Raw genomic sequence first — 21,838 nt, 5'->3', positions numbered from 1 at the left:
GGGGGCAGAAAACCTTAAGGTTCACGATATATTCCTGTTGAATTGTCGTATTTTCACAGGGGTTTGCTTTTCGGGCAGCCCCTGCCTAGATGACAAGACCAGATACTTTCTGCATTTCCGCCAAGAGGGATTTTCAGACCTTGACCTTATCGTCGAAGATCTCTCTCCAGTCGGGGCAGCCCCTTTCAGATGCCCTGCTCACATCCTGCGATCGTGAGCAGATCCATCGCCCGGATGCGATCCAGCCCTATGGGCTTCTCCTGATTGCCAAGGCCGATACTCTTCAGATTATTGCCGGCGCAGGCGATCTGGAAGCGCGCCTCAATCCGAACTGGCTCGGCCAGAGCCTACCTGATCTTCTGAACATTCCAGCAGATGGGCTGAAACAGTCAGGCGGCAAGGCCCTGAACAATACCCGGGTCTCCGGCCTGCAGGACGAGACATTCAATGCCCAGTTCCACGTCTCTGGCGAGCACCTTCTGGTAGAGCTGGAGCCTCTGGACAGTCGTAATTTCCTGACGTGGGAAATCTTCAGCCAGATTGATGCCACAGCTGATCGTTTCGAGCGTTGCCCGGACATTGCTGCCGTGTGCCATCACGGCGCGCAGATCTTCGCCAAGCTGACCGAATTTGACCGCGTTCTTGTCTATCGCTTTCAGGAGGACGGTTCTGGCTGCGTGATGGGGGAAAAGCGCAATGAGGCTTTCCCATCCCTCATGAATCACCACTTTCCAGCCAGCGATATTCCCCGGCAGGCGCGTGCGCTTTATCTGCGCAACCGTATCCGTGTCATTCCAGACATTCATTATGAAGCTGCCCCTATTCGCCCTGTTGAGGCTGGCACCACAGGTATCGACCTGAGCGATGTGCAGCTTCGCAGCATCTCACCCGTCCATTTGCAGTATATGTCGAACATGGGGGTGGCGGCCTCAGCCTCGATCTCCCTGGTCGTGGACGGCATTTTGTGGGGCATGATCACCTGCCACAACGCGACACCGCGCATCCTCTCTGAGGACATCAGAGCCGCATGCCGGACGCTCGCTGGCGTCATGTCCCGTCAGCTTCGAAACAAGGAAGAACTCATCACGTACCAGGAGCGTTTGCGCCTGAGGAATGCCATTGAGTTCGCGACATCCCATTTCGACCCTGCCGCGTCCGTAAAGGACAACCTGCAGCGATCCGTTACGGAGTTACGCAGCCTGTTTCCCTGCGATGGCTTTGCAGTCATTGATCAGAAAGAAATCAAAACGTCTGGCAAGGTCCCCGAACATTCGGATCTCCTCGCCATCCGTGACTGGCTCCGTCTGGGCAGCAACGGGGGGATTTTCTGTAGCTCCAGTCTGGGCAAGGACTACCCCCCCGCAGAGATGTGGCCCGAGGCTTCTGCCGGAATTCTGGCCATCACACTGCCTTTCCGAACCTCCCTGACGCTTGTCTGGAGCAGGGTCGAGATCGTTCAGGTCATTGAATGGGCAGGCAATCCTCACAAAGGAGCGCCAGACCATGACGGCATTCTGCATCCTCGCAAATCTTTTGAATCCTGGGAGCAGACCGTTCTGGGTCATTCCCATCGATGGACAACAGAACAGAAGCAGGCCGCCCGTCGTCTCCGCCGCAGCCTGATTGCCGATTATCAGACCCAGCAACTCCGCGAACTGAATGCGACCCTGACGGCGACAGTTCAGGAGCGTGAGAGCCTGATTCAACAGAAAGACTTCCTGATCCGTGAGGTAAACCATCGTGTGCAGAATTCACTGCAAATGGTGGCATCTTTCCTGAAGCTTCAGGCCCGGACGTCCACGAACGAAGAAACCACCGAAGCCCTTTCTGAAGCCCAGCACCGGATTGCGGCCATCGGGCTGGTTCATCGGCGCCTGTATCGTGGCGATCAGATGGGCATGGTTGATCTGAGCCGCTACCTTGAAGAGTTGATGGAAGAGCTCTGCTCTTCACTCGGCGAGGAATGGCAGGCGCAACTTCGCATGGTTCTGTCACCCGTCTCCATTTCGGCAGACCGCGCCATCAATGTCGGGCTGGTGCTGACGGAGCTGGTCATCAATGCCAGCAAATATGCCTACGGCGGCCAGGCCGGTCCGCTTTACCTCTCACTTTCCGTCACTGGCGACCGTCTGACGCTGACTGTTTCCGATCAGGGCCGTCATGACATCAATCTGAACGGAAGCGGTTTCGGGACACGCATGATGAAAGCCGTCGTCGGCAGCCTTGGTGGCACCCTCACTTATACGCCGCTTTCCCCGGGCCTTGAGGCTGTTATGGCCGTGCCGCTCGACATCAACGGACCTGCCTCAGCGCATGAAGACATTCCTGACGGTCTGTATTCCTGAAAGCATCTGTCTGAGCACAAAAAAAGCGCCTGCTCCCTCATGAGAGCAGGCGCTTTTTTATATGGTCGCAATAGAGCGAATATCACTCAGGAAACCAGATTTCCTTCTTTATCCACGAGTGCAATCGGATAATCGCCCGTGAAGCAGGCATCACAATAGCGACCGGCCCCATCTGCACGGCTTTCATGGCCGAGCGCCCGATACAGGCCGTCGAAGCTGATGAACGCCAGACTATCGACCCCAATAACGGAAGCCATTTCTTCCATTGTGTGCGTCGCTGCCATCAGCTTGCTCTCTTCAGGCGTATCAATGCCATAGAAGCAGGGGTGGCGTGTTGGGGGAGACGTAATGCGCATATGCACTTCCGTCGCACCGGCCGCGCGCACCATATCCACAATCTTGCGAGACGTCGTTCCACGTACAATCGAGTCATCAACCAGAACGACCCGACGCCCGGCCAGAACCGGACGATTGGCGGAGTGCTTCATCTTCACGCCAAGATTTCGGATCTGATCCGTTGGCTCAATGAATGTCCGGCCGACGTAATGATTGCGGATGATACCCAGCTCAAACGGGATACCGCTCTCAGCCGCATATCCGATAGCAGACGGAACGCCGGAGTCCGGCACTGGCACGACAACGTCTGCTTCGACTGCCGTCTCGCGTGCCAGCTCCGCCCCGATGCGCTTGCGGGCTTCATAGACAGGCTGGCCTTCAAGCACTGAATCAGGCCGTGCAAAGTAGATGTATTCAAAAACGCAGAAGCGCCCACCCTGATCGCCAAACGGACGAAGGGATCGCAGCCCCTCAGAGTTTATCACCACGATTTCGCCGGGCTCGATATCCCGAACATATTCCGCTCCAATGATGTCGAGCGCACAGGTCTCACTGGAAAGAACCCAGCCACCATTCGAATCTTCGTAACCCGGCATCCGACCCAGAACCAGCGGACGAACGCCCAATGGATCACGCATGCCGATCAGGCCGTCATCGGGCGTCAGGGTAATGAGGGAATAAGCCCCCTTCACCTGCTTGACAGCATCAATGAACCGATCGAGCACTGTGGTGTACAGAGAGATGGCAATGAGGTGAATGAAGACTTCCGTATCCGTGGAGGAATGGAAGATACATCCGCGCTTTACCAACGCCTGCTTCAGGGTCGCGGAGTTGGTGAGGTTCCCGTTATGGGCGACTGCCAACCCACCGAACTCATAATCCGCATACAGCGGCTGCACATTCCGGACATGCGTTCCGCCTGTGGTGGCGTATCGGTTATGACCGATTGCAACGCTTCCCGGCAGCGTCGCCATGACACGGCTGTCTCCGAAGACATCACCGACCAGCCCCAGACCTTTGTGCTGATGGAACCGTTCGTTATCGAAACTGACGATTCCAGCAGCTTCCTGACCACGATGCTGAAGCGCATGGAGTCCAAGAGCGGTCAGGGCAGACGCATCAGGCACGCCCCAGACGCCGAAAACGCCACATTCCTCGTAAGGACGGTTGAGAGTATCGGAGGCAGTCATGCAGTTCGGCCTTTCCGGACTGGGTTCACAACGACGCGTCATGACCGCTTGTGGGCGGCGATGCAAGATGTGGTTGCAATGAATGTGGCAGATAACCGGCAAGTCGGGATGCTCCGGCCTCAATATATGGCCCGGTGAAGCTTCCCTGCATCAGGTAGGAGGTCCAGGACCCGAAAAAAGACCCTGCCAGCAGATAAAGTGCGATCAGCATCACATATCCGCGCAGAATGCCGAAAATAGCGCCCAGTATGCGGTCTACGCCCCCAAAAAGAGTGCCCCTCACCGCTGCTCCTACACGCCCGGCGATCGTCGTCAGAGTTAGCAGAATGACGATGAACAGGACTGCCGCGCTTACGCTCTCCGCCAACCAGCTTTCATGCAGATACGGAGAAATCCACGGAACAAGGGCAGCGTGAAACCGATAGGTGAGAATGACGGCAGACGCCCAGGCAACAAGCCCAGATAGCTCGGTCGTAAAACCGCGCGTGAGTCCCCACAGAGCAGACAGACCAATAACGATCAGCACACCGATATCCAGCCGGCTCAGATCATCCGGCGAAATATGAGACAGATCTGGAAGAGAGGGCATGGCTCAGGGCAGTTTGGTGGAACGGTAATGACCGCCTTTACGGGGACGGATGCCATTAGCACGAAGTTCTTCCGCCAGGCGGATTCTTTCGTTCAGTTCTGCCCAGACCTGGTCAGCATCAACACCCCGCGCCTTCCACACCTTCTCAAGAAGGCCGACAAAAGCCGCACTTTCCCGAACCAGGCCCGCACGATCATTGACCATGACATGCAGCACGCAGCTTGAAGCCGAATTGCCCAGTCGGGTCGCCAGTTTCGTGACTTTGCGGGTTTTTCGGAATGGGCGAAGGTCTTCCTTAAGCGGCATCACTCTATGATGAGGGTGATAACCTATGGACGCAAGGCCATCACCCTCAATCATTCCGCGAAGGGCGTTATTCCGCGATCGTTTCTACTTCGTTTTCTGGAACGTAGAGTTTTGCCCCATGTTCCTGAAAGACCTCACTCATCTGCGCCATACCATCCTGACGTTCCGCCTCACGGCGAATGTCATGACTGATTTTCATGGAGCAGAACTTTGGACCACACATTGAGCAGAAATGAGCCGTCTTGTGCGCCTCTTTCGGAAGCGTTTCATCGTGGAAGCTGCGTGCCGTATCCGGGTCCAGCGCCAGATTGAACTGATCTTCCCACCGGAACTCGAACCGTGCACGGGACAGCGCATCGTCTCGTAGCTGAGCCGCAGGATGTCCCTTCGCCAGATCTGCCGCATGGGCAGCAATCCGGTAGGTTATAACGCCCGTTTTCACGTCTGAGCGGTCCGGAAGACCCAGATGTTCCTTCGGCGTCACGTAGCAGAGCATCGCCGTCCCGAACCAGCCAATCATGGCCGCCCCGATACCGGACGTGATGTGGTCATAACCCGGCGCAATGTCGGTCGTTAGCGGACCAAGCGTGTAGAACGGCGCTTCCCCACATTCCTTGAGCTGCTTGGTCATGTTGACCTTGATCTTGTGCATCGGCACATGACCCGGCCCTTCAATCATGACCTGACAGCCCTTTGCCCAGGCCACCTTCGTCAGTTCACCCAACGTCGTCAGTTCAGCAAACTGTGCCGCATCATTCGCATCGGCAATCGACCCCGGACGCAGGCCATCCCCCAGTGAAAAGGTGATGTCATACCGGCGCATGATGTCGCAGATCTCTTCGAAGTGCTCGTAGAGAAAACTCTCGCGATGATGCGCCAGACACCAAGACGCCATGATGGAGCCACCACGGGAGACAATTCCCGTCGTGCGCTTTGCAGTCAGCGGGATGTGCTGAAGGCGGACACCGGCATGAATCGTGAAATAATCCACGCCCTGCTCGGCCTGCTCGATCAGCGTGTCACGGAAAATTTCCCACGTCAGCTTCTCAGGAACACCATTCACTTTTTCCAGCGCCTGATACAGCGGCACCGTGCCGATCGGCACTGGAGAGTTCCGCATAATCCAGTCACGGATGTTGTGGATATTCCGACCGGTGGAAAGATCCATCACCGTGTCCGCACCCCAGCGGATGGACCAGACCAGCTTCTCGACTTCTTCTGCGGCAGACGACGTCACCGCCGAATTGCCGATATTGGCGTTCACCTTCACAAGGAAGTTTCGGCCAATAATAACCGGCTCAAGTTCCGGATGGTTGATATTGGCGGGGATAACAGCCCGGCCCCGCGCAACTTCTTCCCGCACGAATTCAGGCGTAATGAAAGCTGGAATAGAGGCACCAAAATCCTCGCCATCGGCAAGGCGTTCTTCTGCCCCTTCAGCCATCTCAGCACGGCAGACATTTTCGCGATGAGCAATATAGATCATCTCTTCCGTGATGATCCCTGCCCGCGCAAATTCATACTGGGTGACGAATTTCGCGCCCTCGCCGGAATAGACCTCATGCGCCGCAGGACAGGCCGGAACAGCCTGAGCTTCGCTGGCAAATCCATTGTCTTCCGGTTTGACCGCACGAGCGGGAACCTGCTGGAAGCCCCGCTTTGCAAGCCATTCCGCCCGCGGAGCAGACAGACCCTTCTTCACGTCAATCGTGACAGACGTGTCTGTGTATGGACCAGACGTGTCATAAACTCTGACAGGCGCTTCATTAGCTGACGGATGCAGCGCAATTTCGCGATAGGGAACCAGAATATCCGGACGCCCCGGTGCTTCGGACCATTTCTTGCAGGACCCTTGGATCGGGCCTGTCGTCACATGATCTACCGCTGGTTTCTGGTTCAGGTTTTGTGGAATATCACCCATGTTCGCCCCCTCTGAGGCAGAGGGAGTAACAACACGGAACACCGGCTATGCCAGTTTCGTTGTGTCTCAACACCATTCCCTCCGCCGGTTCTAACCGGATCAGGTTTCCCGGATGCAGAATGCACCCGGCAGGGTCGTCACACCGCAGACCTTGCAGTCTTTCAGTGACCTCTCAGCTTCTTCGGGCGAAGCTCCCCCTGGTAGGGGCCACACTCATCGCATCCGCTTCGTCCTGTCAATGCGTTTCACCGTGAAGTGAGGCCGATAAACAGCTATGACCCGCTTTATTTTACTCAGGAGGGCACGCCCTTGAACCTCTATGTTTTCTATCTCGGCGGGGCAGCACCCGGCGCCAATATCGAAGTTCATGATGTTCAGTTTGCGATCGCGAACAAGCCGGAAGATGCCTATCCCTCTCTTGCGGAGCGCTGGTTTGGAGTACGAAACTCCCTGCACGTTGATGCCTATGGTGTCATTGCATGGGCTGACGGACATGCTGTCACACTCAGTCCTGAAAAGCCTGTAGGCGGCAAAACGCTCTATTTCATCAATATGGGTGGGTATGCGCCTGGCGAACTCAAGGAAGAGCACGCCTTCACGTTTCTTGTTGCTGCATCGCCAGAAGAGGCCAAGGCAACAGCCAAAAAGACCTTATTACCGGGCTATGACCACCGCCACCGCGATAACTTCATGGAAGTAGATGACTGCCTGCCTCTGGAACAGATTGATGGGCTTTACATCCATCTGACCCCACAGAAAGACGGGCAACCTGTGACAGCGCTATGGCAGGGCTACCGAAAGATCTGACGTCCCTGCGCTTTATCTCACGGCAAGGGAGCCACTCATGCCACACCCAATGTCGGTTTACCTGTTTTCTTACGGAACGCTCCAGCAACCCGAGGTTCAGCTTTCCTCATTCGGTCGCCTGCTGCATGGCGAAGAGGATGCAATGACGGGCTATCGGGCGTCGATGATGGAAATCACGGACGCTGCTGTTATCAAGGCCAGCGGCAAACGCTTTCATCCTGTTGTTCACCCGAGTAACAACCCACAGGACGAAATCACAGGGCAAGTCTTCTGCATCACTGAAGCTGAGCTTCTTGCTGCGGATGCTTATGAAGTGTCCAGCTACAAGAGGGTGCAAGTTACACTGCGCTCAGGCAAGAACGCATGGGTCTACGTGCTCGCCTAACCAGCTCGGAATCAAAAAAGGCAGCCAGTGACCCGGCTGCCTTTTCCAGAATTCAGAACGCTGTCCTACCTGACTTCAGGCAGCCTCAGAGCGCTTGAGCTGACGTTCACGCCAAAGCGTGGAGAGTGCTTCAACCAGTTCATCAATTGCTTCGTTTGTATGAAGCGGCGTCGGCGTCAGACGCAGACGCTCCGTTCCGCGCGGGACGGTCGGGAAGTTAATCGGCTGGATATAATGCCCGAAGCGGTTCAGCAACTCATCGGAGAGATCCCGGCAAAGTTCTGCCTCACCCACCATGACGGGGACGATGTGGCTCGGATTGCCGACATGCGGAATGCCTGCCTTGTCCAGAGCGGCACGCAGATAGGCAACCGCACGCTGCTGACCTTCACGCTCGACGCTGCTGCGCTTGAGATAACGGACGCTGGCCAGAGCACCCGCAGCAATCATCGGCGGCAGAGCCGTGGAGAAAATAAAGCCAGAACCAAAGGAGCGCACGAAGTCACAAAGCGGCGCGGAGGCAGCAATGTAGCCACCCACAACGCCGTAGCCTTTGCCCAACGTCCCTTCAATCACCGTCAGACGATGGGACAGGCCCAGCTTTTCAGCCACGCCCGCACCGTGATCGCCGTACATGCCAACAGCATGAACTTCATCAAGGTAAGTCATCGCACCGTATTTGTCGGCCAGATCACAGAAGGCTTCGATCGGTGCGATGTCACCATCCATGGAATAGACGGACTCAAACGCAATGATCTTGGGAACGTCTACTGGAAGTTCTTTCAGGCGACGCTCCAGATCTTCCACATCATTGTGACGGAAAATCTGCTTCTCAGCGCGGGAATGACGGATACCTTCAATCATGGACGCATGATTGAGTTCATCAGACAGAACCACGCAGTTGCGCAGACGGCCTGCAATCGTTCCCAGCGTCACCCAGTTAGACAGGTAACCTGAGTTGAAGAGCAGTGCACTTTCTTTGCCGTGCAGGGACGCCAGCTCTTTTTCCAGTTCCACATGATAGTGGTTTGTGCCGGAAATGTTGCGTGTTCCGCCTGCACCAGCACCCGTCTCATCAAGGGCGTCGTGCATCGCCTTGAGAACTTCCGGGTGCTGCCCCATGCCGAGATAATCGTTGGAACACCACACTGTGACGTCACGACCGAGCCCATGATGATAGGCTTTCGGGAAATTGCCGGACCGGCGCTCGAGTTCCGCAAAGTAACGGTAGCTGCCATCGGCGCGCAGACCGTCCAGGGCGGACTGGAACATCGCATCATAATTCATCGCGTTTTCTCCTGCGCGGCACTGTAATCCTGTGAAATCTTTCCGCCAAGTGCCTGCTCCAGATAGGCCAGCAGAACACGCAGCCGCGCAGGCATCTGCATCCGGGTGGCACCACACCCCACCACCATGAACCAGACCGACAAAACACTCCCCCGCCACTTCGGCAGAACCTCGACCACTCGCCCTGCATCCAGATCCCTCCGCAGCATGAAATCTGGCAGAAGCGCTAGGCCTGAGCCATTTCTGAGCGCCGGCAGAAGCATGTCTCCACTATTGACCATCATCCGGTTGCGAAGTCGTACAGATGCCTGCTGGCCGTTCTCATGTGTAAGGCGAAGAAGGTCTGGCAGATCGGAATTCGCGTAGAGCAACCCTGCATTGCCTGAAAGATCTTCCGGTTTTTCGATCGTCCCGAGTCTCTCCTTCATCTGTGGCGAACAGACCAGCCGCATTACGGAACGGCAAAGAAGATGAGCCCCTCCGTTGGTTACGGGAGCGAGGTCTCCCGGTGTAATGCGTACGGCAGCTTCAAACCGGCCACTCAGCAGATCGACGGTCCGGTCATCCAGATCAATTTCCATGGAAATCTCCGGATACCGGTCCATAAATTCTGGAAGAACGGGCCCAAGAATATCCAGTCCGAACCCCATCGGAGCCGCCAGACGGAGCGTTCCTCTTGGGCTGACCGAGCCTTCCCGCAGTTCTGCTTCCAATCCTTCACCATCAGCCAACATCCGCCGGGCACGTTCCAGGCACGCCACTCCGGCGGATGTCAGGGAGAGGTGACGGGCACTTCGCTGGAAAAGGGTCGTCTTTAGGCGATGCTCCAGACGCGCAATCACCTTGGACACTGTAGGCGGAGACAGCCCTAGAGTGCGCGCTGCAGAGGCGAACGAGCCGCTTTCAGCGACACGGGCAAAAACAGCCCACCCTTCAAGATCCGGGAGCATACAGCCTCTCTAAGATGCGCTTTATGGAAACTTTATATTTCCATCAATTCCATTTTCTTTACGCCACATTGCGCCCATCTTGAAGGCCATAACCTTTACTGAGGAGCGACCAATGCTCGATATCAGACCCTTCTCCTCGCTTGGCCACGCCAACCACGGATGGCTGGACGCCCGGCATCACTTTTCTTTCGCTGGCTACATGGACCGGCACCGCATGCACTGGGGCCGTCTGCGTGTCTGGAACGATGATAAAATCGAAGGCGGAACAGGCTTTGGCGCTCATCCGCACAAGGACATGGAAATCATCACCTATGTTCGCACAGGAGCCATCTCTCACGAGGACAGCCTTGGCAACAAAGGACGCACCGAAGCTGGCGACGTTCAGGTCATGTCTGCGGGCAGCGGCATTGTCCATGCCGAGTTCAACAAGGAGACGGAAGACACAACCCTGTTCCAGATCTGGATCATCCCCAATGAACCAGGCGGCACGCCCAGCTGGGGCACACGTCCATTCCCAAAAGATGCCCGCAATGGACGGTTCGTAACCCTTGCCTCCGGCTTTCCGGAAGATGATGCCCTGCCGATCCGGGCCAAGGGCCGCGTTCTGGGAGCAACCCTGAAAGCTGGCGAAACCCTGACCTTCGAAACCAGCCGGGAAAACTTCTCCTATCTCGTGCCGGCGACAGGAAGCCTGGAAATCGATGGGCGAACCGTTGCAACGCGGGACGGTGCAGCTCTGACCGATGTGGACAGTATCGTCATGACTGCGCTGGAAGATGCAGAAATCGTTCTGGTAGAAAGCGGCCCCCTCGACTGACAGGCCAAGGCGGGAACATCACGCAAAGGTGTTTCCACCTCATGCTACACACGCTCGCTTCAAACGTTGTTACTGTAGGGCCAAGTCCCCCCGGATGCGGCCAGTCTCTCTCTTGATGAGGAGTACGGGTCATGACAACCACGACCGAGACCAAAGGCCAAAAATCTACCTCCCTATTCGTCCGTTTTGGTGACTGGCTTAGCAATGCCAGCATGGACAGATCAGGGCTGACAGAAGTGACCATCCGACTGATGCGTGACGACTGTCATCTTGCGACCCGTGTGAGCGAAATTCACAATACGGAAAGCAATCCTCTCACACCCAGGGAAGTCGAAACCCTCATGGGTGAGAAACACCTCAAATATATTGCGGATCAAACGGGGCAGTCCCTTGAGGCTATCGAGGATGCTCTGACAGGCGTTCTGCCCATGCTTGCCAACTTGCTTCGCGTAGATCCAGAACGCCTGTTCCAGTACCAGTGTAAGATATGAGAACCTGAACGGCAGCTATTATCACCTATCGAAGGTAGCTGCCGTTTTCTCATTAGAGGCCTTCAGCCGTACGGGTCATGCGCCGCCTCTTTGAGCGACCCTCCACACTTGCAAAGCGCTCATTGATCTGAGCGGTCGTTTCAGCTCCAGCCAAAATGAGCCCGGACGCCTCGGAGCAACCGGTTTTCTGCACAAATTCCAGCTGCTTGGTCGTATCTACTCCTGTAGCACGAATGCACAAACCAAGCGCTTTGACAGCCTCAAGAGCGGCCCGGTAGAATACAACTGCACCTTCGTCGAGCTCTGGAACGTCGCCCTGCGGATTCCAGGTTAAGCTGGACGCTGACAGAACTGCCAGATCAAACTGAACACCGTCCAATAGACCGCTAATGGCGCGTTCTCTCAGTAAAGTCAGGCTGGAGACCGAAGACCCAAAGCCGTTCGTGAAGATCTGAACACCCCGATCACGAAGAGACGCCAGCGTGTAACAGACTTCGCGCTCCTCTTGAGCGATCCCGCTTTCCTGAAAAACCAGATCCAGACGCGAAATGGGAAACCCGCTCTGATCCAGAACACCGTTTAAACGACTGTTGAACGCTGCATCCGGTGCCTGATCGTCTTCGAGCGAGACCATCAGACGCATACCATCCGGCCAGCCTGCCGCCTGCGTACAGGCAACCTGCAGAAGCTCCAGATCAAATTCTCTCTGCTGCTGCTCAAGCGGCTTGCGGCGACTTCGCCGGACGGTGCGGCGTGGGATAGCCAGCCAGAGCTGGCTCATGTCCACCTGCGCGCCAATCAGCTTTTCCATTCCCCCCCGGCCAGCCGCCATGCGAGGCAGCCATCGCAAAGGCGGCAGAGCACTTTTCTGGCGCGCTCGACGGCTGCGCAGGGTCGTGGCAAACATCGTGGCGTTTGTCGGAGAAATGTTCGTGTCGGACCTCACAGGATCATCTCTTCGGTCTCTGGTCACAGCGCCAGTCACTTCGGGGCCAAAAGAGGCTGCATCCGCAAAACTGACATCCTGTCCTGCATCATCCAATTTCGAACATCTCCTGTTCCATCTGCGCGACAGAATGACGGGAGAAGGCTAATTTTCCCTTAACAACAGCCGTTTTTCGCTCACTTTCCCGTGGGGTTTCGACAAAATCGCCGAGGAACCAAGAGTCAAATTCTTCGTTCGCTCAATCAGGACAATTCTGCTACCGATTTTGCTCCAGCGGATTTTCCGTGCCACTTCCTTCAAGCGCGCAGGTTCAATCTGCCTGTCAGGACATTGTTGATGACGGATGCTCTCTCTCGCTCCGCCCCGAACACGTCTTCCCGCAACTCTCTCAAGGCTTTGCTACCTTTCTGGCAGGTGACGTTTGCGTCTTTCCTGGGATGGTTTCTGGACGCTTTTGACCAGACATCCCTGATGTTCACACTGCCGGACATCGCTCATGATTTCAGCTGCACCATCGGCACACTGGGGATGGTTCTGACAGCCCAATCCCTTGGACGAGCCATAGGTAATACAAGCTGGGGCTGGCTCGCTGACCGTTATGGCCGTCGTTTGGCCTTTATGCTCGGCGTTGTCTGGTTCGGTGTTTTTTCTGCCATGACGGGCCTGTCCCACAGTCTTCTGATGCTGGGTATTGTCCAGTTCCTGTTCGGCATCGGTTTTGGTGGTGAATGGACCGCCTCTGCAGCCCTCCTGATGGAAAGTGTTCCCGCCTGGACACGTCCGATGGCGTCTGCGCTCATGATGTCAGGTTATGAAGTCGGATATTTTGCAGCAGCCGGAGCGCAGGCTCTGATCCTGCCGCATTATGGCTGGCGCATGCTGTTCTTCATCGGACTGGCGCCTGCTCTTCTTGCGATTTTCATTCGCCTCGGGGTCAAGGAAAGCCCGGTCTGGCTGCGGAACCGGGCAGACCGGGCGGCCGGTCAGGCCAAAACGCCGACACAGCCTCTTCCCAAGGTAAAATTCCGCCTGAACGGAGCGGCCCTACAGGCAATTGCCTTCATGGCGTTTCTGGAATTTCAAAAAGCGGCCATTTACACATTTTACCCGACGATCCTGCGTGGGAGCCATCACCTGACACCACAGGACATCTTCATTCCCATTACCCTCTACTGCATCGGATCGTTCGCTGGAAAAATCCTGTGTGGCTGGCTGGCAGAACGATGGGGTGACCTGAAGGTCATGCTTGGGGCGATTGCGATTGTCGTTCTGACAATCTGGCCGTTCCTGAGCGCTCCGTCCTGGAGCATGCTGCTGACGGCAGCCTTCGTCATGGGCGCTGCTGCATCCGGTATCTTTGCCCTTGTGCCGCATTATCTGGCGAAATGCTTCCCTTCCGAGACACGTAGCTTCGGAATGGGGCTGGGTTATGCTCTAGGGTCTATCGGGCAGGGTATTGCCGGATGGCTGATCCCGGGAATTGGCCGGACCCCGATCACACTCCCGCTCACTGCGGAAGCCTTCGTAGTCGGGTCCAGTGCCGTCACGGCCGGTATCGCCCTGCTTCAGCCGAAGCACCTTCCGGGTGAAACCATGGAAGGCGACGAAGAAGCAGCCTCTTAAAGAGAGGCTGCCAGCCACTCGGCGGTACGGATTCCATCTATGCCGGCGGACAGAATACCGCCGGCATATCCTGCCCCTTCTCCCGCAGGGAAAAGCCCACGCAATGTTGGGCTCTGGCCATCACGGTCTCGCTGAAGCCGGATCGGGGAAGACGTACGCGTTTCCACTCCGGTCATAACAGCATCATCCATCGAGAAGCCCTTCAGCTTGCGTTCAAAACGCGGCAAGGCCTCACGAATGGCGTCCGAAACAAAATCCGGCAGACAGAGCGTCAGATCAGTCGGTGTCACACCCGGCTGGTAGGACGGCACGACGTCACCCAGCGTTGTGGAAGGGCGACCGGCCAGAAAATCCCCGACGCGCTGGGCAGGAGCACGGTAATCGCCGCCACCGGCCACAAACGCTGCCTTTTCCCATTTCCGCTGAAGTTCGACACCCGCCAGAACATCGTTCGGAAAGTCCTTTTCCGGCGTCACTTCAACGACAATTCCACTATTCGCATTCCGTTCGGCACGGGAATACTGGCTCATGCCATTGGTCACGACCTGTCCGATTTCAGACGTGGCCGCCACGACCTGTCCGCCCGGGCACATGCAGAACGAATACACAGCCCGGCCGTTCGACGCGTGATGAACCAGCTTGTAATCAGCGGCACCCAGCAGATCGTTCCCGGCGTATGAGCCGAAACGGGCTGTATCAATGACAGACTGGGGATGTTCGATCCGTACACCGATAGAGAACGGCTTGGCATCCATGGCAACGTTCGCATCGCGGAGCATTTCGAAGGTGTCGCGTGCGGAATGCCCAACGGCCAGGATAACGCGCTCGGCAGGCAGGGTCTCTCCCGTTGATAGGCGTAGGCCTCGCAGACGGCGTTCTGTTCCCTCACCTTCCATGTCAAAACCATCGACGCGCGTCTCAAACCGGTATTCACCGCCGAGACGTTCGATTTCCTCACGGATGAACATCACCATCGAGACCAGTCGGAACGTCCCGATATGAGGCTTGGAGACGTACAGGATCTCTTCCGGCGCACCGGCCCGAACAAACTCTTCAATGACACGTCGGCCCAGATTGCGGGGATCGGACACGCCAGAGTAGAGCTTGCCGTCAGAGAACGTCCCGGCTCCGCCTTCGCCAAACTGCACATTGCTCTCGGGCGTCAGAACGGATTTCCGCCACAAGGCAAACGTATCAACCGTTCGGGCGCGAACCTCTTTTCCACGTTCGATGATGATAGGCTTGAGACCGGTCTGCGCGAGCGTCAGCGCCGCCATGATCCCGCAAGGACCTGCCCCGATAACCACAGGGCGCGGCATCCCCTCGGGCAACGTGGCTTGGGGAAGATGATAGGTTGTGTCAGGCGTGGAGCGAACATGCTGGTCCGCTTCGTGGGCCGCAAGCACAGACGCCTCGTCCGTCACGTCACAGTCGATGCTGTATACCAGAACGATGTGACCGCGCTTGCGGGCATCGTATCCGCGTCGGGCGATCTTGAAACTTTTCAGGGCCTCGGACGGGATATTGAGGCGCGTCAGCACCGCCTCCCGGAGCGCCTCTTCCGAGTGCTCCAGCGGTAGGCGCAGTTCTGTCAGGCGAATCATGCGTCGTGCTTTTCTTTGTGCTGGGCGGCGTCAGGCTGCGGATCGGCGTGATGCGTATCCGGCGAACCTTCCATGATGCGATCCATGACGGCCATCAGAACACCGGACACAACGAAGGCCAGATGAATCCCGACGCTCCATTCCAGAGCGCGCGTGGAGGTGTCATCCACACGAATGAAATCAGCCAGAACATGGATGGCAGACATGGCGACGATGGACGCCATGAGCTTGATCTTGATATCCCCGAACGTCACGTGACCAATCCAGGACGGATAATCTTCGTGCTGGCGGATATCGAGACGGGAAACAAAGTTCTCGTAACCCGAGAACATGACGATCAGCAGCAGGTTCGCCAGCAGGACCAGATCGATCAGATCCAGCACACCAACAAAAACGTCATCGAAATCCAGGCCGGTTGCCTTGAGAACAAGACCCAGAAGCTGCTGGAAGAACTTGAAGGCCACCAGCAGCAGCCCGATGGTCAGGCCGAAATAAAGCGGTGCGGCAATCCAGCGGGTTGCGAAGAAGGCACGTTCCATGACGTGTTCTGCGCGTCGCGAGGACAAGGGATTGCTGCCGGGTTTCTGGCCCTGTGGGGAAGAAGGAGTCGTCATGGTCCTTCTGTACGATTTTGCGAGCCTTTCCGCCAATGCCTCTTTGCTGCGCCGTATCGATTATCCAACCCGACGCAACGCAACAGTCTGACCAACGGCGGAACTGGAACCTGACTGCACGCGACGTTCCCGGTCCAGATAGCGAAGGCAACTGACCCTTAGGAACGACGCCATATTCGGCAGTTCACCACGCAGTTCGAGAATTTCGTCCGAAAGCTTGGTGATAAGTTGATTGACGGTCATGCCATCTGCCGCCGCGATTTCCGTCAGGATGTCCCAGAACATGTTTTCCAGCCGGATCGTCGTTACGACCCCATGAATCCGCAGTGACCGCGTACGGCTTTCATAAAAGATCGGATCGGCACGGACATAGAGTTCACACATATGGGCTCTCCCGACGGAACAAAGGCTCAGGCTTCGATTTTGGTTCCCAGAACCTTCAGGAACTGACCAATCCATGCCGGATGTGCTGGCCACGCCGGCGCTGTTACGAGCTTGCCGTCTGTCACTGCACCATCAATTGCGATGGCCTGATAGTCAGCCCCTGCAAGGATCATTTCAGCACGACAGGCCGGATAAGCGGAGACCTTGCGGCCTGAGATGACATTTGCTGCGGCGAGAAGCTGCGGGCCATGGCAGACAGCGGCAATCGGTTTGTCAGCCGTGACGAAAGCGCGGATCAGGTCCAGCACGCTCTCATCGGTGCTGAGCTGCTCCGGAGCACGACCACCTGGAATGACCAGTGCGTCATAGTCTTCCGCTTTTGCGCCTGCATAAGTGGCGTTCAGCGTGAAGTTATGACCGCGCTTTTCAGTGTACGTCTGATGGCCTTCGAAATCGTGGATGGCCGTTGCTATCTGTTCTCCAGCCTTCTTGCCCGGTGACACCACATCAACCTTGTGTCCCACCATCAGCAGCGTCTGGAATGGCACCATGATTTCGTAATCTTCAACGAAATCACCTGCGAGCATGAGAATACGTTTACTGGCCATTGGATCATCCTGACGATCAAGTTCACAACACTGCTCCCTTCTTACTGTATCCGGGAAGCGCGTGGGTAATAGGTGGTGATGACATTCCGCTCTGTCACCATTGCCTCCCACTTGCCTGAAGATGAGAGCTCACGCAGAACTATTATTCCGTTCAGTCATGGCACCCTGGTGCCGTCAGAAGGCCCTGTTCCGTCATGAAGAATGCTGCCGCGATTGAGGTGCATGACCTCCGCAAGACATATCAGGTCCGTGATGGCGGCAGCTGGCGTGGTAAAACGCGCGAAATCACGGCTCTGGACGGCATTTCTTTCACAGTCCCTGCAGGCGAGATTGCCGGTTTCATCGGGCCGAATGGCGCTGGAAAATCCACTGCCATCAAAATTCTGGCGGGTATCCTGCGCCCGACCTCCGGGACCGTCCGCGTTGGCAACCTGATCCCTTGGGAAAACCGGATCGCACATGTCGCGCGGATTGGCGTGGTGTTTGGCCAGCGCACGCAGCTCTGGTGGGATCTCTCTGTTGGGGAGGGACTGGCGCTTCTCCGGGATATTTACAGCGTGGAGCCAGCGAGGTTCCTCCGCAACCGGGAGCATCTGGCGGATGCGCTGGATCTGCACGGCATCATGGATCAGTCCGTCCGGCAGTTGTCTCTCGGCCAACGCATGCGGGCAGAAATCGCAGCAGCCCTGATCCATGATCCGGATGTGATTATTCTGGATGAACCTACGATTGGGCTGGATGCCCCATCCAAGCTGGCGGTACGCGCTTTTGTGCGGGATCTGCGACGCGAGCGCGGCACAACGGTGCTTCTGACCACGCATGACATGCATGATATCGAAGCCCTGGCAGACCGGGTCATCGTCATCGGTCACGGTCGCATTCTTGCGGATAGCCCGTTTGAAGCCCTTCAGGCGACCACCCTCTCGGAACGTATTCTGGAAGCAGATTTTACCGGGCCGCTGCCAGACCTGCTTCTGCCAGATGGCGCAACAGAAACAGCGCGTGGCTCTCGCAGCGTGACGATCACGTTTGATCCGCAACGCCTGCCCGCGCCTGTGCTTGTGGCGCATCTTTCGACACTGCCGGGCTTGGGTGATCTGCGGATCGGGCGCCCGGCGATTGAAGAAATTATTACACGCTTCTACGCGGACCACGCATCGTGACCATCAAACCCTATGTGACGTCTTTCGTCCTGCAATGGAAAATTGGTCTGCGATATCGTCTTGCAGTACTGGCGGGGCTTGTGGCGCAGATGTGGTTCGGCGCGATTTCCCTCATGGCCTATGCCGCGGTTTACCATCATGCCCCCGGCGTAGATGCCCCCATGACGCTGCGTCAGGCCATGACTTACACCTGGATCCAGCAATCCCTCTTCACCCTGCTTCCTCTTGGCTGCCTCCCCGCTATTGGTGAAGCGGCCAAGAGCGGAGCAATTGTCTATGACCTGTTGCGCCCCGTCGATCTGTGGAACTGGTGGCTCTCGGCTTCGCTTGCCCGTCTTCTTGGCAACGCCATCCCGCGCGCAGTCCTTCTTGCTGCTGTCGCAGGGCCACTTGCTGCCCTCGTTGGGCTGAATGGCTGGAGCCTTGCCCCGCCAGCCTCATTGTGGGCCGCAATGCTGGCTCTGTGCTCCTTCATCCTCGGTGCTTTCATCTCTGCAAGCATCGTGATGTGGTGGAATATCGTAACGGCCCGAACATTATCGCCTCTCGGAACGTATGCTGTCGGCACACCCTTGGCTGTTCTGCTCTCAGGAATGCTCCTGCCGCTGCCGCTTTATCCCGATTGGGCGCGTGAGTTGCTCCTGTTCCAGCCTTTTGCCGGAATTTCTGACATTCCCATTCGGCTCTACATGGGCATGGCCATCCCGGGCGGCGTTCTGACCGCGTTGGGCATTCAATGTTTCTGGCTGGCCGCACTCACACTTGTGGGGCGCTTCTGGATGCATCGCACCATCTCCCGGATGGAGGTTCAGGGCGCATGAATGCGTTTTCACTCTATCGACGGATGGCAGCGGCCTCGATCAAGGCACAACTGCGATATCCCGGAACATTCGCGCTTCAGTTAATTGGAAATTTCGTCACCACTCTGCTGAGCTTCTTCGGAATCTGGAGCCTGTTCCAGCGGTTTGGCAGCATCGCTGGCTGGGATATTGGCGCCGTGGCCGTTCTATACGGACTGGTAAACGTGTCCTTCGCGATTGCCGAAACCCTTGGCCGCGGCTTTGAAGTTTTTGGCGGCGAATACGTCAAGACAGGTTCATTTGACCGGCTTCTTCTTCGCCCACGCTCGACACTCGTCCTGCTTCTTGGCCACGAACTGAGACTTCGCCCGATCGGCCGCTTCCTTCAGGGGGCATTTGTTATGGGAGCAGGTTTCTGGCTCTCGCCACATGTCTCATGGGCGACAGTCTGGCTTTTGCCTTGGGCAGTGACGGGTGGGGCCGCCATGTTTCTGGGCGTTCTGATCGGACAGGCCGCCCTGTGTTTCGTAACGGTCGAAGGGCTGGAGGTTGTAAACGTCCTGACCTATGGCGGCGTGGAAGCAGGACAATACCCGCTCACCATGTTCGCGCGCTGGCTCCGTCGCTTCCTGACATGGGCGCTCCCGCTATCAGCCGTCTGCTACTACCCTGCTCTCGCCATGCTGAACCATCCTGACCCTTTGGGCATGCCCATCTGGTTCGGCCTGCTCTCGCCGGGAATGGGCTTTACGTTCCTTGGCCTGATGGTTCTGTGCTGGCAGAGAGGTGTAGCCGGATATGTTTCAAGCGGAAGCTAAGGCTATTTGGCCGGATAGCCCCATTTGTTGATCCGGTAGTCCGTGTCGAAGCACATCATGATCAGCAACGGAATAGTTCCGATCACTGTAAAGTATAATAGCACCCACCAGCCTGAGCGTCCGGTGTCGTGCAACCGTCGGACTGACACGCTGAGATCCACCACGAACAGATAGAGCCACGCAAAAAAAGCTGCGATACCCAGTAACGCGACAATGCCGCCGCCTCCATGCCTGAGGTCACTGGAAATCATGGAAATGACGATGGAACACAGGATCCCGAAAATCCTGAAATACCAGTATTCCTTCCGGCGGGAGCGGCCTTGAAAATCCGTTGCCCGGCGCAGACAGGCCCTGACAGCATCCGTAAAAGACATGTCCGCAGCAGGCAAAGACGTAAACTGCCCGAACTGAATATCCAGAAACACATTGTTGGCCATTGTGCCCCAGGGCTCGAAATCCACCCGCTGCCCCTTCATGGGCGCCAGAGTGTCCCGCCAGTTCATTTTCGAAAATGCATACCGAACGTCCTGATCATTCAGGATCACGCCTTCGCTCGTCTGAACATCAAATCCGAGAACGGTGCCTTTCATGGACACTCTCCCTGCAAGTGCCCCTCTGCTGACATTACAGGGTTAGGCCTCCTCTTTGTTACGGAATATAACCGGCGCGTCCAGCCACGGCATGGGAAAACTACCCTCCTGCCGGCATCAACCCCGACAATTCTGCAAGAGCCAGATCATCGCTTGGGTTGATGGAACGAGATGCTATATGATGCGACACTCCAGCCACAGATTTGCCCGGACATGACATCAGATCACAGCCACACGTGCGCACACGGCCATGACCACACCGATCATGACCATTCTCATGCAGATGGGCACGACCATGCCTCTCGTGATCACCAGGATCATGACCATGAAGGCTGTGACGGGCACGATCATGGGTTTGGTTTCGGGCGTCCACATACGCATGCACCGGCGAATTTCGGCCGTGCCTTCGCTATCGGGATCATCCTGAACACGGTTTATGTCGTTGCCGAAGCCCTTTGGGGCGTCTGGGCACACTCCCTGTCCCTTCTGGCAGACGCAGGACACAACCTGTCGGACATTCTGGGCCTTGGCGCAGCATGGCTGGCCGAAAGTCTGGCCCGTCGTGCCCCTACCACACGCTTCACCTATGGCCTGCGCCGTTCCACCATTCTTGCGGCCTTCGTGAATGCGACAGTCCTGCTACTGGTGACAGGCGGGATCATCTGGGAATCCATCGTTCGGCTTTTCGCCAACGCGCCTGTTGAGGGAACGGTCGTCAGTTGGGTGGCGCTCGTCGGAATTGCGGTCAACGCATTTACTGCCCTCCTTTTCATGAAGGGGGCCTCGAACGACCTCAATATTCGCGGCGCGTTCATGCATATGGCATCTGATGCCATGATGGCCTTTGCCGTTGTGATTGCAGGGCTCCTGATCACATGGACCGGCTTTCAGATCATTGACCCGATCGTCAGCCTGATTGTCTCTGTGTCCATCATTGTCGCAACATGGTCCCTGCTTAAAGGGTCGGTGTCCCTATCCCTTGATGGCGTTCCTGCCGGAATTGTACCTGCTGACGTTCAGGCCGCCCTATTGGCCGTTCCCGGCGTAAGTGGGCTGCATCACCTGCACATCTGGCCCATGAGCACGACGGAAACTGCTCTGACTGTGCACCTCATCCGGGATGAGACCACATTGCAGAGCCCTGAGCAGATCATCACGCAGGCCACAATCCTTCTGCGAGACAAGTTCAAAATTTCTCACCCCACCTTCCAGATCGAAAGTTCACCAGCATCCTGCGATCTTCAACAGGTCTGCTGCTGAGAAC

Annotated in this window: 22 protein-coding genes and 1 riboswitch; of the genes, 10 read left to right on the top strand and 12 right to left on the bottom strand. The window is 56.7% G+C overall.

The window, feature by feature from the left end; all coding sequences use genetic code 11:
• The first annotated feature begins 140 nt into the window (after positions 1-140).
• The gene (locus tag JN414_RS01370) at positions 141-2,345 is read left to right on the top strand and encodes a histidine kinase dimerization/phosphoacceptor domain -containing protein (protein ID WP_202206390.1); all 2,205 of its coding nucleotides are present in this window, start codon (positions 141-143) and stop codon (positions 2,343-2,345) included.
• An 86-nt stretch (positions 2,346-2,431) separates the two neighbouring features.
• Here the strand turns inward: JN414_RS01370 and purF are convergent, their stop codons facing one another.
• The 4 genes from purF to thiC all read right to left on the bottom strand — a co-directional run bounded on the left by purF (position 2,432) and on the right by thiC (position 6,687).
• Positions 2,432-3,871 (bottom strand): amidophosphoribosyltransferase, encoded by a 1,440-nt coding sequence (gene purF, locus JN414_RS01365; RefSeq protein WP_202206389.1) that lies wholly within the window; start codon positions 3,869-3,871, stop codon positions 2,432-2,434.
• Between the two features lie 25 nt (positions 3,872-3,896).
• Positions 3,897-4,460 carry a CvpA family protein gene (locus tag JN414_RS01360; protein WP_202206388.1) on the bottom strand — a complete coding sequence of 188 codons (564 nt, stop codon included), beginning with the start codon at positions 4,458-4,460 and terminating at the stop codon, positions 3,897-3,899.
• A 3-nt stretch (positions 4,461-4,463) separates the two neighbouring features.
• Positions 4,464-4,766, bottom strand: a complete 303-nt coding sequence (locus JN414_RS01355) for a hypothetical protein (protein WP_237389821.1) — start codon at positions 4,764-4,766, stop codon at positions 4,464-4,466.
• 67 nt (positions 4,767-4,833) lie between these two features.
• A complete protein-coding gene (thiC, locus tag JN414_RS01350) occupies positions 4,834-6,687 on the bottom strand; it encodes a phosphomethylpyrimidine synthase ThiC (protein WP_237389820.1) in 1,854 nt (617 codons plus the stop codon).
• A 58-nt stretch (positions 6,688-6,745) separates the two neighbouring features.
• Positions 6,746-6,895: riboswitch (TPP riboswitch) on the bottom strand.
• Positions 6,896-6,996: 101 nt separating this feature from the next.
• On the opposite strand from thiC, the gene JN414_RS01345 reads away from it, so the two are divergent.
• Both JN414_RS01345 and JN414_RS01340 read left to right on the top strand, forming a co-directional pair.
• A complete protein-coding gene (locus JN414_RS01345) occupies positions 6,997-7,494 on the top strand; it encodes a DUF1543 domain-containing protein (protein WP_202206386.1) in 498 nt (165 codons plus the stop codon).
• A 37-nt stretch (positions 7,495-7,531) separates the two neighbouring features.
• Complete coding sequence (locus JN414_RS01340; RefSeq protein WP_202206385.1) at positions 7,532-7,879, top strand: gamma-glutamylcyclotransferase family protein; 348 nt, start codon at positions 7,532-7,534, stop codon at positions 7,877-7,879.
• Positions 7,880-7,954: 75 nt separating this feature from the next.
• Here the strand turns inward: JN414_RS01340 and hemA are convergent, their stop codons facing one another.
• The gene (gene hemA, locus JN414_RS01335) at positions 7,955-9,166 is read right to left on the bottom strand and encodes a 5-aminolevulinate synthase (protein WP_202206384.1); all 1,212 of its coding nucleotides are present in this window, start codon (positions 9,164-9,166) and stop codon (positions 7,955-7,957) included.
• The gene (locus JN414_RS01330) at positions 9,163-10,116 is read right to left on the bottom strand and encodes a LysR family transcriptional regulator (RefSeq protein WP_202206383.1); all 954 of its coding nucleotides are present in this window, start codon (positions 10,114-10,116) and stop codon (positions 9,163-9,165) included. Before JN414_RS01330 ends, hemA begins: the two co-directional genes overlap by 4 nt.
• A gap of 112 nt (positions 10,117-10,228) precedes the next feature.
• Here JN414_RS01330 and JN414_RS01325 point away from each other — a divergent pair, with 112 nt between their 5' ends.
• Both JN414_RS01325 and JN414_RS01320 read left to right on the top strand, forming a co-directional pair.
• Entirely contained in the window at positions 10,229-10,933 is a 705-nt protein-coding gene (locus JN414_RS01325; RefSeq protein WP_202206382.1) for a pirin family protein, read from the top strand.
• A gap of 131 nt (positions 10,934-11,064) precedes the next feature.
• Positions 11,065-11,424, top strand: a complete 360-nt coding sequence (locus JN414_RS01320) for a YidB family protein (RefSeq protein WP_202206381.1) — start codon at positions 11,065-11,067, stop codon at positions 11,422-11,424.
• A gap of 52 nt (positions 11,425-11,476) precedes the next feature.
• On the opposite strand, the gene JN414_RS01315 is transcribed toward JN414_RS01320, so the two are convergent.
• On the bottom strand, positions 11,477-12,466 hold the full coding sequence (locus tag JN414_RS01315) for an EAL domain-containing protein (RefSeq protein WP_237389819.1): 990 nt from the start codon (positions 12,464-12,466) through the stop codon (positions 11,477-11,479).
• 240 nt (positions 12,467-12,706) lie between these two features.
• Here JN414_RS01315 and JN414_RS01310 point away from each other — a divergent pair, with 240 nt between their 5' ends.
• On the top strand, positions 12,707-13,993 hold the full coding sequence (locus tag JN414_RS01310) for an MFS transporter (protein WP_202206380.1): 1,287 nt from the start codon (positions 12,707-12,709) through the stop codon (positions 13,991-13,993).
• Here the strand turns inward: JN414_RS01310 and JN414_RS01305 are convergent.
• The 4 genes from JN414_RS01305 to JN414_RS01290 are packed head-to-tail and all read right to left on the bottom strand — an operon-like array spanning position 13,990 to position 17,203.
• On the bottom strand, positions 13,990-15,597 hold the full coding sequence (locus JN414_RS01305; RefSeq protein ID WP_202206379.1) for an NAD(P)/FAD-dependent oxidoreductase: 1,608 nt from the start codon (positions 15,595-15,597) through the stop codon (positions 13,990-13,992). The genes JN414_RS01310 and JN414_RS01305 overlap by 4 nt on opposite strands.
• A complete protein-coding gene (locus JN414_RS01300; protein ID WP_064273814.1) occupies positions 15,594-16,211 on the bottom strand; it encodes a TIGR00645 family protein in 618 nt (205 codons plus the stop codon). The genes JN414_RS01305 and JN414_RS01300 overlap by 4 nt, the downstream gene beginning before the upstream one ends.
• Positions 16,212-16,271: 60 nt before the next feature.
• Positions 16,272-16,595, bottom strand: coding sequence for a ribbon-helix-helix domain-containing protein (locus tag JN414_RS01295; RefSeq protein WP_046899987.1), 324 nt, complete (start codon positions 16,593-16,595; stop codon positions 16,272-16,274).
• A gap of 26 nt (positions 16,596-16,621) precedes the next feature.
• Positions 16,622-17,203: a DJ-1/PfpI family protein gene (locus JN414_RS01290; protein WP_202206378.1), complete on the bottom strand. Its 582-nt coding sequence runs from the start codon at positions 17,201-17,203 to the stop codon at positions 16,622-16,624.
• 194 nt (positions 17,204-17,397) lie between these two features.
• Here JN414_RS01290 and JN414_RS01285 point away from each other — a divergent pair, with 194 nt between their 5' ends.
• Genes JN414_RS01285 through JN414_RS01275 form a run of 3 tightly spaced genes read left to right on the top strand, consistent with a single transcriptional unit; the run spans position 17,398 to position 19,984 of the window.
• On the top strand, positions 17,398-18,366 hold the full coding sequence (locus JN414_RS01285) for an ATP-binding cassette domain-containing protein (protein WP_202206377.1): 969 nt from the start codon (positions 17,398-17,400) through the stop codon (positions 18,364-18,366).
• The gene (locus JN414_RS01280) at positions 18,363-19,187 is read left to right on the top strand and encodes an ABC-2 family transporter protein (RefSeq protein WP_086634362.1); all 825 of its coding nucleotides are present in this window, start codon (positions 18,363-18,365) and stop codon (positions 19,185-19,187) included. The genes JN414_RS01285 and JN414_RS01280 overlap by 4 nt, the downstream gene beginning before the upstream one ends.
• Positions 19,184-19,984, top strand: coding sequence for an ABC transporter permease (locus JN414_RS01275; RefSeq protein ID WP_202206376.1), 801 nt, complete (start codon positions 19,184-19,186; stop codon positions 19,982-19,984). Before JN414_RS01280 ends, JN414_RS01275 begins: the two co-directional genes overlap by 4 nt.
• Positions 19,985-19,986: 2 nt before the next feature.
• Here JN414_RS01275 and JN414_RS01270 read toward each other — a convergent pair whose 3' ends face one another.
• Entirely contained in the window at positions 19,987-20,574 is a 588-nt protein-coding gene (locus JN414_RS01270) for a DUF805 domain-containing protein (protein WP_202206375.1), read from the bottom strand.
• Between the two features lie 213 nt (positions 20,575-20,787).
• Between JN414_RS01270 and JN414_RS01265 the strand changes: the two genes are divergently transcribed.
• Positions 20,788-21,834, top strand: a complete 1,047-nt coding sequence (locus JN414_RS01265; protein WP_202206374.1) for a cation diffusion facilitator family transporter — start codon at positions 20,788-20,790, stop codon at positions 21,832-21,834.
• Positions 21,835-21,838: the final 4 nt, after the last annotated feature.

The organism is Gluconobacter sp. Gdi (assembly GCF_014132155.1).
Lineage (GTDB): Bacteria > Pseudomonadota > Alphaproteobacteria > Acetobacterales > Acetobacteraceae > Gluconobacter.
The sequence above is the reverse complement of the archived record's forward strand: the minus strand, read 5'-3'. Positions and strand labels throughout refer to the sequence as shown.